Origin of the sequence: Riemerella columbipharyngis (assembly GCF_900101995.1) — a bacterium.
In the GTDB taxonomy this organism is placed as follows: domain Bacteria; phylum Bacteroidota; class Bacteroidia; order Flavobacteriales; family Weeksellaceae; genus Riemerella; species Riemerella columbipharyngis.
Genome location: NZ_FNAS01000021.1, coordinates 16,169 through 27,593, shown reverse-complemented (window position 1 = coordinate 27,593; position 11,425 = coordinate 16,169). Strand labels below are relative to the sequence as shown.

The following is an 11,425-nucleotide window of genomic DNA, read 5'->3' as shown; positions in this document are numbered from 1 at the left end:
AAATAGTGAACTTCTACGCCTTGCGTCTTCCATTTCCGCCACTACTTCAACTTGCTCCGCTCGGGGGCTCGAACCCCGATGCCTGCCAGTGCGGATGGTGCCTTTTTTACTTTATTTTTTTTCTAAGATAAATCAGTAAGGGGGCTAAAATCAGTATTCCGATGATGAGAGGTATTAATAGTGGAGATAATACCCACCACCAAGACCAATCAATATAACCTATTAACTTCAGCGTTATAAATATTAAAGTTAGTACTCCTAAGAAGCCTAAGCCTCTGCTGTTTGTTTTGTTTTCCATTGTTTTAAAATTTTAAATTGTTATATACTTGAAAAATTTAGACTAATATCTCTCCACTTCTTGTTTTCATCTCGCTCATAAACCCTTATATAAGTGGAAGTTCCTACCACTCGCATGCAGTCTTGCAGCTTATCAAACTCCGAGATAAGTGCCTCGTCGCCTATTTTTCGCACTTGTAAGCGTGCTTTGGTTAGTAGCTTAGCGTCGTAGTCGCCTTTGCTGTTACGCATTAAGATACTATCTAATAGCGCATAAAAGCCTTTATTTCTTTGCTCAAACTTCTCTTTAAACAAGTCCTTTATAGCGGTAATATGCACCTGTGCCTCCTCCGTAAACTCAAACCGCTCTTGACGATCTATCACTACGCGTGCCGTGTCATCCTCATTCTTAATGGTGAATGTTTTCTGGTCTTCTTTCGGCGTTTTACCGTTGATTTCGTAAATCCTATTGTTAAGCGCCAAGCCCTCATTTATTGCTATTCCTTTGATTTTCTTGAGGGTTTCCGCTTGCTCTTTGAACGCATCCAGTAACTGCCCGATATAGGCTTCTTTGTCCTGTTGGTAAGCCTCTCTGGCTGTATCTAACGCCTTGCGTTCTTCAGCTCTCTTGTGTGCCATTACTTGCTCTAACTCCGCAGAGCTTAGCTCTGCGATTGGTTTGTTTAATAGTTCTACCAAGCTCATATTGTATTGTTTTTAATGGTGATTTCTTTCAGTTGTTGTTCTTTTTCTTCTAATGCTTCTGCGATTTCTTCCCATTCATCGCGGTAGCGCTCATCTTCGAGTTTTCTCGTTAAGTTGTAAATCATCTCCTCCAGCTCTTGTTCGGTAGGCGGAAAAATTTCTAAATTCATAATTTTATTTTTTTGAGTTCTGTTGTTATTTTCTTGTTATTCTTTTGGTATTTCTCTATTGGATTCCAGCCTGTCCTTTCGTCCCAATAGTAAAGCAGCCTATCATCTCCGTAGCGGATACTTGAGGCTCTCCAGTTGTTATCGCTTACCCAAAAAATTACCTTTTCAGTTCTTAAGCTAAGCTCATCCGGAAGCCCCTTTATTCTCCGGTGGATAGTTATTCTTTCGTCTAATGATAGCAGTCTGTAAATGCTATCCAATGCTAAAACTTCGTGTAGTGTATTTCTCATATTATTGAATTTTCTTGTCTATACCCCTCATCCCATATTATCATAGGTTTAGAACCTCCGTATCTCGTAGTTTCAGCAGGGGATGCGAGAAATTTGTGTACTCTTATCTTAACATCCGAATGGTAACGGATTTCGTCCGCAACTTCCCCCTTTGGTTGAGAACCTTGTGCGTGGCTTATGAATATGAATAGCTTGTTTTGAAATTCTTTTAAAAGCTCTTTAAATTCATCTTTTGTGATATTCAAGTACTGCACGCTGTCAATAAAGATAATGTTCGGACTTCTATCTCGTCTAAGCCTTGCTTTCAATTGCTCTAAATTATCTGAATAGAATTTAAATCTACTCCCTACTGCTTGCATATTATTAGCCTCTAAAGCCTTTCTAAAGGATAATTTCAACCCCTCCTCTAATGTATTATAAAAGACCTTTTGAAAGCTGGCGAGATACTTTGCAAGCTTGAGAGCAAATCTCGTTTTACCATTTCCGGAAAGCCCCCATATAATCCAGCTTCCGGACACTTCAGGCTCGCCAATTAAATCCAGCCAATCCCCCTCAAAAGGGAGCGTGTTAAACCGCTTTTTCGCTATATCTGCATAAGAATACGCCGGTGGTACCTTTATTTTATTCTCTTCATTCATTACGCTACCTTGTTAAGTAAGAAGTATTTGTTTATTTTTTGCCTAACGACTCTCAAGTCCCCATTTGACAGCTGGTAAATCATTTCTGCCTCCTCTGTGTTGTGGAGTCCGTTAGCTTCGCATATTGCTATTACATCAGCGAGGCTGGTGGGGTTTAGTTTAATGAAAGTTCCGCCGAGCCTCGACAGAACCTCTTTGTACCCTATCTTATCAATCTTCGCTCCTCTGATAATGCGTTTTTCCAATGCTGGCACTCCGGAGATAATAAAGCCGCAACATCTGAACAAATCGTTATACAAATCCATGAAAAGGTCAAAAGCCCCCTCTTTTAACTTGTCCATTTGGTCTATGATGATTAAAGGACTTTCAAGCCCCATTACGTAGTCTACAAAGGTGTTTATCATCTCTTCCTTAGTCCCTTCCGCCTTGACGCCACAGGCATTTAGTAGGGCTTTAATATATGATTTGGTTTGCCAATAGTTCTTACATTCCACGTATATTACATTATCATTTTTCCTTTCATACTGCTTGTATGCCTCGCTTTTGCCTATTCCAGCATCGTAGCTTATAGCAGCTGTGAGCTGTGTCTCTTGAGCTTTGGAAAGAAGTTCTGTAAGTAGTTTAAAATTAGAAGTTTCCGCAGTATTCCAGTTCGTGTCTATTCTGAGTGAAGCCTGTACTTTACGCCACATACTATCCGCTATATTATTCCACTTTCCGGCTATCATATTACTAACTGTCCCATTAGAAATGCCAAGTTTTACGGATAGTTCTACTTGCGAAAATTTAAAATTTTCTCTTTTCTTTTTACCATTACCTGCGAGACGAAATAGCTCAGTAGCAATGCTTGTTTTTTGTTCTTCTGTTATCATTGTACCTATTTTTTTAGAGTTGATGCAAAAGGCTTTCACCTCTGTCTATTTTTATGTTTAATTTTTTGGAGTTAATATTCTGTGTTTTAACCGCCAGTTGTTGCTCCGCAATCAATCTTTCTGTACTTATACCCGTTTTCCTCTCTAAATCTCGGAGTAACTGCAAATCTCTCTGGTATTCTATTTCAGCAACTTGCATGTCTTTTTGCGCTTGCTCTTTTTCTCCATCCGGCATCAGCTTAGGAACTACCTCATAAGCTCTCTTAGGTTGTGCATAGGCTACAAAATACTTTTCGCCAAATTGATTAGATTTAAGCAGATGGATATAGCAGTCCATATCATCTGGGTCGTACCTTATTATAAACTTTTCACCTACATATTTCCGGCGAAATTCCAAGTCTATCTGCCCATCTCTATCATAAACCTCATAGAGGTACTCCTGCTTATCTACCACTATCTTGATGCCATTAGCTCTGTAAGTGATAGGCTTTTGTTTTTCCTCCATCCACATCATTCTCATTATTTCCTCCAGCTCAAGAGGTTCGCTTATGAGCATTTCCTCGTTGTAAACTTCATTTCGCGTTTTCTCTTTTTTGCTAAAATGAGCACTATTGTTCCACTGCTTCACGATAAACACCCATTGTTGCTCTATATCCTCTCTTACCGGTAGTTTTTCTTTATTCTCTGCAATAAAGTCCGCGTTCATCTTACTTTGGTCCGTTTTAGTTGTAACTCCAAGACCGTCGCTATTCCAGTGCTTTGTGATGCATTGCTGCTCTAATCTCCGGATAATACCCTCCGCTGGAGAACTATGCCTCCTTGCTTGGTGTGGATAGTGTACCCCGCCATCTTTTGCTACTAATGTAGAGTATATTTCCTGCATTTTTTGGGACTTGTGTCCAGATTGCTGGTCATAGGTAAACATATAAGGGCGTACCCCTGCCGTTTTTACGGCCATTTTTATAGCACGAAAGTGGTCTGTTATACCTTCCGTCTCCGAAAAACTCCAGCCTATTATTTTCTCCGAATACACGTCAAAAATGATATTCACACGCTTGTAAGCCTCTACCTTATTCGTTTCAGTATTCAGATAAACCAAATCCAGCTTTGTCCCGTCAATTGCCCAGTAGCAGTTTGGAAACCAGCGGCGTTTATCTCTTTGTAAGGTATGTTTGAACTTGCGGTTATAGGCAGCTTTTCCGTTTCGTCCGATAGTCCAGATTCTGATGTTTTCAGGTTTATTCAAGAATCTTCCCACTGCCTCCTCAGATAAAGCTTTCCAGCCATTCTCTTCTCTTATTTCGTCGTATTTCGCTATGAGTTCCGGAATAGTGTATTTTATCGGTAGGCTGTAAACTGCAAGTATCCAGTTTGCTATATCGTCTTTGATAATTGCAGTATTGAGATTGCCCTCTCCGGCGTGAATAAATGAAGAATACCCCTCTTTAAGATAACGCTTGTATCTTATTTTCAAGTTCTTAGTCGTGGTAGGTAAGTTATGCCGCCATTTATTCTCATCTAAGCTATTAACGGCATCAGAGATATTATCCCATATCTGGGTTTTGCGTCTATTATTCTTAGCGGCATATTGTTTTTCCTCTAATACTGCCGTGATAGCGTTCAAGATGCAACAGTTGGTAGCACGCTCTATTTGCTTTTTATCCGATAGCTTTCGTCCGTCGGGATTTCTATGAGCGGCAAAAAAACGGATAGCTTCTGCGTCCGGAACAATATAGGGGGTTAAATCATTTTTCTGTACTATCTTTCTGTAGTCCCCCAGCCTTTCTTTACATATCGTCTTTATACTTTCTGGTAAGTCGTGATAGCTTAAAAGAGCGTAGTTACCCTCGCCTTTTCCCTCTCTTGACCTTACTAAGTATCCTTTCTTACACTTTTTTTTATAGTTATCATATGACATCACGTTCCAATCCTCATACAGCAGGCTCGCTGGTATGCTTAAAATATTGTTGTGATATTCGTAACCTTTTTTCATTATTTTTCTTTTGTTCCCGCCGTGTACCTGCCTCACGGTGTATGTTTTTCGGGAAAATCACTTTATCATTTCAAGGTTTTAAAGGTTTTTGATATTGTGAATCTTCCGAAGAGTATCCATTCTTCAGCTACTACCATATCTGCGAATATGAAGCTCACAGCACTATGGCGGTACTTTAATACTCGGTGTACTAATTTCTTGATAGTCTTTTTCATAGTGTTATATTTTTTAATTTTAAGTTTGCTAATGCCAACCTTTCAATGTCAAGTATCATTAGCTTTTGCTTCTCTTCTTTGAAGTGTTCAAACGCATTCATAAATAAATCTCTATTTATTTCCTCAAAGCTCCCATCTTTCACTATCTCCTCTATATACGGCGTGCTCACATCTAAACTCATATCATAATCCCACGTAAAAGATATAGCGTTAAGAAAAGAGCCTTGAGGAGCTTCGGTGCGCCCTGTTACATAATAATAGGAATTCCCATCTCTATAATATTTTCCTATCTCTAACTCGCTTGCTTGTGTGATTTTTTTTGTTTCCATTGTTTTATTTTTTTTAAGACAATTTCTCTTATCTCTTTTAATTTTTCTTCTACCTCTGTATATTGTTCAGCTGTAAGGAGTATATTGTGTTGCTCAAAGCTAACAAAGCTGCATTCTTTATTGATTACCGGAGAGACTTCTCTGCTTATCGTTAATCTTATTTTTGTATCCATTTTTAAGTTGTTTTTAGAGGTCTTTTAAACGCTAATCAATGGGAAGTGTTTTTTTTGTCTGCTATCATCTCTTGTAGTTCTTCCTTGCTAAACATCGGAACCCATTTCGGATTAACGCTTGGCAGTTGTGCTACTCTTTGTTGTGCGTTCTTGTAGTTTAGGAAGTATTCAGAGATAGCCTCGCTCATATACCAGCCGTCTTTACCCTTACGAAATTGCTCCGGATACTTACGGATACGCCCTCTTACCTGTCCGCTCATCAGCGAGTAGCCATTTTGAATAAGCCAACTGGTGTAATGGATACACTTAATGCCGTTGTAAGTCTTTGGCTTCGGAACCGCGATAAGTTGCTTTCTTGCTTTCTCTTCAAACTCTATAAGATATTTCCTGTAAGCCTTACCTATTTCGTTGTTCTGTAAAAGACAAAGCTCTTTTGCCATTCCTATGGTAATGTGGTAGTCTGTTCTATGCCTTAACCCCCCGTGCGAAACTTGACTCTCAAAATTTGGGGAGTCAAGTTTTACGATGAAATAATCTCTGTTTTCTTGGAAGTCGTATTTTTCTATTCTTCTTTTAATCCAAAAAGAAAAATCCCCACCTACTTTCAATTCTTGGTAAAGCAATCTGGCATCTACTAACTGATTTCCTTGCTTTTCTGTAATTTTGATTAAATTGCTCATATATTACTGATTTATTGTTTTTTGTATTGCGTGTTCAAACTCTCTACAGAGCATTTTATAATCTTTGATAATATTGTCAGGCATTATACCCTTGTGGTCTCCTTTTAGGCACATTCTTACATATCTTGGTGTAAAGCCGTATTTCTCAGCGACTTTATTCACGGCTATAGCATTGTGTTTCGCTCTTTTTTGATTACTTTTGTCCATTGCTTTTTTATTTCTTTATTACGGAAGCAAATATAATACAGAATTTCTGAAATAAACAAATTATTTTACAGAAATTTTGAAATAAAAAATTAAACTATGAGCAAAGATATTGTAAATCAAAGGTTTATAAATTGTATTGATTTCCTTTTGGAGACAAAAAAAATCCCATCTAAATCATTTATTTCGGATATTTTTGGTATTTCCAACTCTAAACTTTCAGAAATACTGAAAAAAAGAATGAATGTAGGAGTGGATTTACTTTCAATATTAACAAATGAATTTCCAATATCATCCGAATGGCTATTAACCGGCAAAGGGGAGATGCTTAAAACCCCAGCAAAGGCAGAAGGGCCTGCCCAGCAAGTGGCAGAGACGCAAGAGGCATATAATAAAGTAGCTCATTTAGAAGAAAAAATCGCCTTTTTACAGAGAGAAAACCAACTTTTACAAGAAAATAAGGCACTTTTAGAGGATAAAGTAAAGAGCTTAAAAGAAAAAGAGAGCCGCCGCATTCAAGAATTAGAGGAAGAGATCGCACGCCTTACCCAAGAGAACCATGCCATTAAAAGCCAGCCACAAGATAGAGCGGTGGGATAATGTCTGGATAATCTGGGTGAACAAAACAACCAAAATAATAGCGTTTTCTGGCTTTTCCTATACTATTTTACGGCAAATACTTGTAAATGAGTATTTTAATATTATTCTTGCGTTTTTGTAATGTAATTACACCCCTTGCAAATACGCAAAAACAAACTTATAATCCGTGAAAAATGTAATCACCCCTTAAATTAACGGGTGAAAAAATCGTATTTCTGTCCCCCTAAGTGTCCCCCTAAGTGTCCCCCTAAGTCATTTTTTGTAGTTTTTTTTTCTATTGTGTTTTCCTCTCGGTTTTTCCTATAAAAAACACTCCTTTTCGGGAGTGTTTTCGCGTGTTCTTATATCGTTAAAGTCTTTTATTTAGGCGTTTTTAGGGTTATTCGGGGGATTTCGTATATAATAGTAATATAAATCATTTTAATAGGCTTTTTTAGGGGTTAAAAAACCAAATTAAAACGCAATTAATTTAAATTAAATGGATATTTCGTTAGGTATTTACATTTAGGGGTAAATTATATTCAGTCCCTTTACAGGTGGACTTTTTAGAGACTTTTTTACGCCGCTCTTTTTTGGATATTTTGTTATACGGGGTATATAAGAGTAAATATTTTTTTTCTTTAAAAAATGACTTTCCTTATCATAGACATCGGCTTGGGCATACTCAAATTTTTCTTCTTTCTCACTATCCCAAATAAAAAATCCGATAGGAAAATGTCCTGTCACATTATCAAAAGTATCGGCGGGAACCATAAAAATTTTTTCGAGCTTCGCTCGATAGAAGTTCCTGAAATCCTTGAAATTGCAAGATTGCAAATTTTTCAAAGTTGAAAAATTTGCAATCTTGCTGGTAGGGATTTCATTGTATATTCTTGCTAAAAATTGGGCGAAAAGTTCGTTGCTTGCTTTTTTAATAATTGGTTTGTATTTTTCGTAAGTCTTATTATTCGTAGCTGTTCCTCCTTTGTGTTCACCCGTTCCTACTTTTGATTTTGCATTCCCAGCCTCTGCATAAGGCGGATTGATATAGATGATGAGTTTTTTTCGTTTCTCGGGGTCTTTCAAAATTTTTTTTAATTCTTCGGGTACTTTGTCTCCGTATAAATCGTCATTCAAGAAATCAAACTGAAATACATGGCTCTTCAAGAGATTGGCACCATGCTCTATACGCTCGTGCATTACATTTACATCTGCTTGGTCTATGGTAGAGGCAAATACATTGAATTTATTCGTAAGTCCTGCAAGCAGGTTGCCCGTGCCGGCAGCACAGTCCCAGACAAAGTATTCTTCCTGCCAGTTTTCTCCAAAAACTTCAGAAATATATTTTTGAGATAAATCTACCCAAATGCGAGGCGTAAAAAACGCCCCTTTCCGCTCTCTGATATCCTGAGGAACAAGCAGGTCTCTACGCTCTATGATGTATTCCTGAAACTCTTTGATGGGCGGTCGCTTATATTGTTTCCAAAAAGCGGAATAGGTGTTTTTGTGGCGTATGGTAATGGTGGCATCAAATATTTGATGTAGATTTTCTTTGGCAATTTTGTATCCTTGTTTGTCAAAAATGACAAAGAGATTGTCGCGAATAGAAGTATCGTCTTCAATGTTTTGTGTATCTCTGTCATCTACGAACAAATCGGCAAGAAAAAAATCGCTGTCCAAAATATTGTTTTTTTTCAGCTCGTCCCAGTTGACTTCGATGATGGGTTTTACGATTTCCAGCCAGCGGAGGTAGATAGAGAAGAAATTGTTTTTATGGATTTTTACCTTTATGTTTTGTGTTGCTTTGGCAATATTTTTGGAGATGAAAAACCGCAATTGCTTTTCGTCTTTTTCGTAATCAAAGGCGTAAGTTTTTTTCTGTAAAGTCTGCTCTATGCGTTGTTTGATGAGCTGGAATTCTTTTGTGTTGTGGTTGCTCGGCGTTACATTCCAATTGAAGTCGTTGAGGTAAAAAATATCTTGTATGTCAATATAAGGTACAAACGCCATTTTTGTAAAATCAAATGCTCCGAGCCATACAGGAGGAGGCATTTTGTCAAAAGTTCGGGCTTTGCCTATAGTCAAAATCAGCTGGACAAACATAGTAACGGTATCGTAATTGCCCGTTTTAGCTTCTGCCCATAGTAGGGATTTGGCTGTGTCTTCAAACATTTCGCTAAGTGCCGGCGATACGGTAAAATCAATATTCCCGATAATCTTTGTAGTATCAAAATCTTGAAACCAATCAAAAGCTACTTTATTTTTTAGTTCTTCCTCGCGTATGTTTTTGTATTTCATTTTAGGGCGTATTCGAGTTGTACAAAAATAGCACTTTTTTTTATACCTTTTTTGTTCTTTGGAGGAGGTTGCTTGTGCGGGGGAGTATGTTTTTGCGAATTGTTTTAGCGGGGCAGTGTCTGTCGGAGATTGTTTCTAATGTTAGCCCTATCTCCTTTTGGTAAAGGTTTTTAATGAAGTTGAATCCCGATAAAGAGACGATTTAGAATGAATCTATTTTATATTTAAAAAAATATTTATCTTTGCGGTGTTAGTTATAAAATAAATAAATGGACCCCGACAGTATAGTCAAGATTCTTATTGCAATATTTTTAGTGTTTCTTAATGGCTTTTTTGTAGCCGCAGAATTCTCAATCGTAAAAGTTCGTTTTTCCCAGATTCAGCTCAAAGCAGCTGAAGGGAATGCTATGGCGAAACAAGCGGAAAGTATCATCAAAAATCTGGATGCTTATCTTTCTGCCACGCAGCTGGGTATTACATTGGCGTCTCTTGCCTTAGGTTGGGTAGGAGAGAGTGCTTTGCATCATTTCATTAAAGCTGTTTTTGATGAGGTGGAAATCCCGCTTACAGAGGCTATGGCGACGACTATTTCGGTGGTGCTCAGTTTCTTACTGATTACCATAATGCACATTGTTTTTGGAGAGTTGGTGCCGAAATCTATTGCCATCAGAAAAGCAGAGCCTACTACGTTGTTCATAGCAGCACCTCTGAAGCTTTTTTACAATATATTCAGGCCTTTTATTTGGTTGATGAACGCTTTGTCTAACGGGTTTTTGAGAATGATAAAAATAAATCCGGCATCGGACCACGAGATTCATTCCACAGAAGAGCTGCAGCTTTTGGTGAAGCAGAGTGCAGACAGTGGAGCTATTCAGGAAGAAAACTACGAAATCATCAAAAATGCTTTTGATTTTACAGATCATTCTGCAAAGCAAATTATGGTAACGCGCCAGAATATACTGTCCATAGATATAGAAGATCCTGTGGATGAGATTATCGATACTATAATGGAGAGCGGCTATTCTCGTATTCCTGTTTATGAGGATTCTATAGATAATATCATAGGGATTTTTTATACCAAAGAGATTATCCGTGCGTTTATTAGGAGTAATGGACGTCTTACCCACGAGGATTTGCGAGGTTTTATGCGAGAGGCTTATTTCGTGGTAGGGACTAAAAAGATTTCGGACTTGCTGAAAAGTTTTCAGGTGAAGAAACAGCATATCGCCATCGTGATAGATGAGTTTGGCGGAACAGAAGGGATTATTACCTTAGAAGATATTTTGGAAGAATTGGTAGGGGAGATTCAAGACGAAGAAGACGAGGAAGAAAAAATAGTAGAAAAAATAAATGATAATACCTATTGGGTACAAGCTACACAGCCTCTTGAAGAAATCAATGAACACTTGCCAAAGCCGCTTCCGGAAGAGGGAGAGTTTAATACTTTAGCAGGCTTTATACTATTGCACTTAGAGGAGATTCCTCAGGAGGATCAAGAGTTTGATATAGACGATTATCATTTCAAGGTACTTAGAATGAGCAACAAAAGTATAGATTTGGTAGAGCTGGTCTATATTCCTAAAGAAAACACGGAAGAAGGAGAATTAGAAAAATCGTAGAGTAAAATGAAAAGTAAAGCACTGCAAATTTCACTTTCGGAAGGTACGAAATGCGATGTCAAGGAGCAGATAGAAGCATTGGATACCAGCGAAACGCCTAATCTCATTGTTTATAATGATGATTTTCATACATTTGATTATGTCATTCAGTGCTTGATGGATATCTGCAAACACACCCATATACAGGCGGAGCAGTGCACTATGTTGATTCACTACAAAGGAAAATGTGTGGTAAAGACCGCCACCTATGGGGTTTTGAAGCCTATGAAAGCAGAGCTTTCGCTGAGAGGATTGAAGTGTGGAATTTCTTAGCATTGGAAAGTTTTTAACATTTGTGTTTTTCAATTGCTCGTTCCGTTTTTTTAGATTATATTTGTAACCAAC

Annotated in this window: 15 protein-coding genes; 3 read left to right on the top strand and 12 right to left on the bottom strand. The window is 37.9% G+C overall.

All coding sequences use genetic code 11. The features are described 5' to 3' along the window. Positions 1 to 318: 318 nt before the first annotated feature. The 11 genes from BLS89_RS09455 to BLS89_RS09415 form a co-directional block, all read right to left on the bottom strand. On the bottom strand, positions 319 to 981 hold the full coding sequence (locus BLS89_RS09455; RefSeq protein ID WP_092737837.1) for a DUF3164 family protein: 663 nt from the start codon (positions 979 to 981) through the stop codon (positions 319 to 321). Beyond that, positions 978 to 1,151 carry a hypothetical protein gene (locus BLS89_RS10755; protein ID WP_176763298.1) on the bottom strand — a complete coding sequence of 58 codons (174 nt, stop codon included), beginning with the start codon at positions 1,149 to 1,151 and terminating at the stop codon, positions 978 to 980. Before BLS89_RS10755 ends, BLS89_RS09455 begins: the two co-directional genes overlap by 4 nt. Then, complete coding sequence (locus tag BLS89_RS09450; protein WP_092737835.1) at positions 1,148 to 1,441, bottom strand: hypothetical protein; 294 nt, start codon at positions 1,439 to 1,441, stop codon at positions 1,148 to 1,150. Before BLS89_RS09450 ends, BLS89_RS10755 begins: the two co-directional genes overlap by 4 nt. Beyond that, positions 1,438 to 2,079 carry an AAA family ATPase gene (locus BLS89_RS09445; protein ID WP_092737833.1) on the bottom strand — a complete coding sequence of 214 codons (642 nt, stop codon included), beginning with the start codon at positions 2,077 to 2,079 and terminating at the stop codon, positions 1,438 to 1,440. The genes BLS89_RS09450 and BLS89_RS09445 overlap by 4 nt, the downstream gene beginning before the upstream one ends. Next, positions 2,079 to 2,951 (bottom strand): AAA family ATPase, encoded by an 873-nt coding sequence (locus BLS89_RS09440; RefSeq protein ID WP_092737832.1) that lies wholly within the window; start codon positions 2,949 to 2,951, stop codon positions 2,079 to 2,081. The genes BLS89_RS09445 and BLS89_RS09440 overlap by 1 nt, the downstream gene beginning before the upstream one ends. A gap of 13 nt (positions 2,952 to 2,964) precedes the next feature. Beyond that, positions 2,965 to 4,944, bottom strand: coding sequence for a hypothetical protein (locus BLS89_RS09435; protein ID WP_092737841.1), 1,980 nt, complete (start codon positions 4,942 to 4,944; stop codon positions 2,965 to 2,967). Between the two features lie 65 nt (positions 4,945 to 5,009). Then, positions 5,010 to 5,159, bottom strand: coding sequence for a hypothetical protein (locus BLS89_RS10750; protein ID WP_176763297.1), 150 nt, complete (start codon positions 5,157 to 5,159; stop codon positions 5,010 to 5,012). Next, on the bottom strand, positions 5,156 to 5,488 hold the full coding sequence (locus tag BLS89_RS09430) for a hypothetical protein (RefSeq protein WP_092737830.1): 333 nt from the start codon (positions 5,486 to 5,488) through the stop codon (positions 5,156 to 5,158). Before BLS89_RS09430 ends, BLS89_RS10750 begins: the two co-directional genes overlap by 4 nt. After that, complete coding sequence (locus BLS89_RS09425; protein WP_092737828.1) at positions 5,452 to 5,661, bottom strand: hypothetical protein; 210 nt, start codon at positions 5,659 to 5,661, stop codon at positions 5,452 to 5,454. Before BLS89_RS09425 ends, BLS89_RS09430 begins: the two co-directional genes overlap by 37 nt. Positions 5,662 to 5,696: 35 nt before the next feature. Beyond that, positions 5,697 to 6,341 (bottom strand): antA/AntB antirepressor family protein, encoded by a 645-nt coding sequence (locus BLS89_RS09420; protein WP_092737826.1) that lies wholly within the window; start codon positions 6,339 to 6,341, stop codon positions 5,697 to 5,699. Positions 6,342 to 6,344: 3 nt separating this feature from the next. After that, positions 6,345 to 6,548: a hypothetical protein gene (locus BLS89_RS09415; protein WP_092737824.1), complete on the bottom strand. Its 204-nt coding sequence runs from the start codon at positions 6,546 to 6,548 to the stop codon at positions 6,345 to 6,347. 96 nt (positions 6,549 to 6,644) lie between these two features. On the opposite strand from BLS89_RS09415, the gene BLS89_RS09410 reads away from it, so the two are divergent. Further along, positions 6,645 to 7,145, top strand: a complete 501-nt coding sequence (locus tag BLS89_RS09410) for a hypothetical protein (RefSeq protein WP_092737822.1) — start codon at positions 6,645 to 6,647, stop codon at positions 7,143 to 7,145. A 504-nt stretch (positions 7,146 to 7,649) separates the two neighbouring features. Here BLS89_RS09410 and BLS89_RS09405 read toward each other — a convergent pair. Then, a complete protein-coding gene (locus BLS89_RS09405) occupies positions 7,650 to 9,422 on the bottom strand; it encodes a hypothetical protein (RefSeq protein WP_176763296.1) in 1,773 nt (590 codons plus the stop codon). Between the two features lie 269 nt (positions 9,423 to 9,691). Between BLS89_RS09405 and BLS89_RS09400 the strand changes: the two genes are divergently transcribed. Together BLS89_RS09400 and BLS89_RS09395 are read left to right on the top strand one after the other, a co-directional pair. Beyond that, positions 9,692 to 11,041 carry a hemolysin family protein gene (locus tag BLS89_RS09400; RefSeq protein WP_092737820.1) on the top strand — a complete coding sequence of 450 codons (1,350 nt, stop codon included), beginning with the start codon at positions 9,692 to 9,694 and terminating at the stop codon, positions 11,039 to 11,041. A 6-nt stretch (positions 11,042 to 11,047) separates the two neighbouring features. After that, entirely contained in the window at positions 11,048 to 11,353 is a 306-nt protein-coding gene (locus BLS89_RS09395) for an ATP-dependent Clp protease adaptor ClpS (RefSeq protein WP_092737818.1), read from the top strand. Positions 11,354 to 11,425: the final 72 nt, after the last annotated feature.